This window comes from Actinosynnema sp. NPDC023658 (genome assembly GCF_040639995.1).
In the GTDB taxonomy this organism is placed as follows: Bacteria; Actinomycetota; Actinomycetes; order Mycobacteriales; family Pseudonocardiaceae; genus Actinosynnema.
Window position 1 is genome coordinate 1 of record NZ_JBFAAX010001145.1, and the last position, 1,655, is coordinate 1,655.

Consider the following 1,655-nt stretch of genomic DNA (forward strand, 5'->3'; position numbering starts at 1 on the left):
ATCCCGGACAGCCCCGGCGGCCTGCACGACCTCACGATCTCCTACGCCACGCCGTTCGGCGCGAAGACCGCGTCGCTCTCGCTCAACGGCAGCGGACTGGGCGACATCGCGTTCCCCGAGCACCCCACGTTCACGTCGATCGCGGCGGGCAAGGTGCTGCTGCGCGAGGGCGACAACACGATCACCATCACGAACAACTGGGGCTGGTACCTGATCGACGCGATCAAGGTGACGCCCAGCGCGCCCCGCGGTCCGCACCAGGTCACCGGCGCGCTCACCGACCCGGCCGCGACCACCGAGGCCAAGGGCCTGATGCGGTACCTCGCGCAGAACTACGGCGTGAACGTGCTGTCCGGCCAGCAGGACCAGGCGAGCATCGACTGGGTCGAGCAGAACACCGGCAGGGCGCCCGCCATCGGCGGCTACGACCTCATGGACTACTCACCGAGCCGGGTCGAGCGCGGCACGGTGGGCCACGACGTCGACAACGTCCTGGCCTACGACCGGCGTGGCGGCATCGCCACCCTGGCCTGGCACTGGAACGCGCCCAGCGGCCTGATCGACCAGCCGGGCAAGGAGTGGTGGCGCGGCTTCTACACCGACGCGACCACGTTCGACCTGGCCGCCGCGCTGGCGGATCCGGACTCGGCCGACTACGAGCTGTTGATCCGGGACGTGGACGCGATCGCGGTGCAGCTCAAGCGCCTGGCCGACGCGAAGGTGCCGGTGCTGTGGCGTCCCCTGCACGAGGCCGAGGGCGGCTGGTTCTGGTGGGGCGCCAAGGGGCCCGGCCCGGCCAAGCAGCTGTACCGGCTGCTGCACGACCGCCTGGTGGACCACCACGGCCTGCACAACCTGATCTGGGTGTGGAACTCCGTGTCACCCGATTGGTACCCGGGTGACGACGTGGTCGACGTGGTCAGCGTGGACTCCTACCCGCCGCAGGGCGACCACGGTCCGGTGATCGGCCCGTACGAGCGTCTGGTCGAGCTGGGCGGCGACCACAAGCCGGCGGCGCTGGGCGAGGTCGGCTCCATCCCGGACCCGGAGCTGCTGCGCGCCTACGAGGCCCGCTGGAGCTGGTTCGTCACCTGGTCCGGCTCGTTCATCCAGGACGGCGTGACCAACCCGCGCGACTTCGTGAAGCGCGTGTACGACGACGAGCACGTGATCACGCTCGACGAGCTGCCCGACTTCAAGAAGACCCTGGGCGACTGCACGGCGACCATGCGCGTGGTCGCGCAGTGGGGCACCGGGTACCACGTCGAGATCACCGTGCGGCACTGGGAGAACTCGCCGTCCGCCGGCTGGCGGGTGACGTGGCCGCTCGCGGCCGGGCAGGACGTCCGGCACTTCTGGGGCGCGGACATCACCACCGACGGCTCGACCGCCACGGCGAAGAACGTGTCCTGGAACGCGGCGGTCAAGCCGGGGGAGAGCACGACGTTCGGGTACCTGGCCAACGGCTCCCCGACAGCGCCTGCGTTGACTTGCGCTATCGGGTGATCGCGTCCGGTGGACCGGCGGGAGCGAACAGGGGACCGGACGCGGTGTCCGCACCCACCTCCCGCCACCACCGGGCTTGCTCGGGTGTCGTGGGGGGCGCCGCGGGCGTCCCCGCCGCGCCCGGGCCCCCCGCGCAGCACCCCCCCCCC

General features: G+C 71.4%; 1 protein-coding gene. It reads left to right on the forward strand.

Annotated elements, in window-relative coordinates:
• The coding region (locus AB0G02_RS38990) for a glycosyl hydrolase (protein WP_360805173.1) at positions 1–1,506 on the forward strand (1,506 nt) is incomplete at its 5' end.
• Positions 1,507–1,655: the final 149 nt, after the last annotated feature.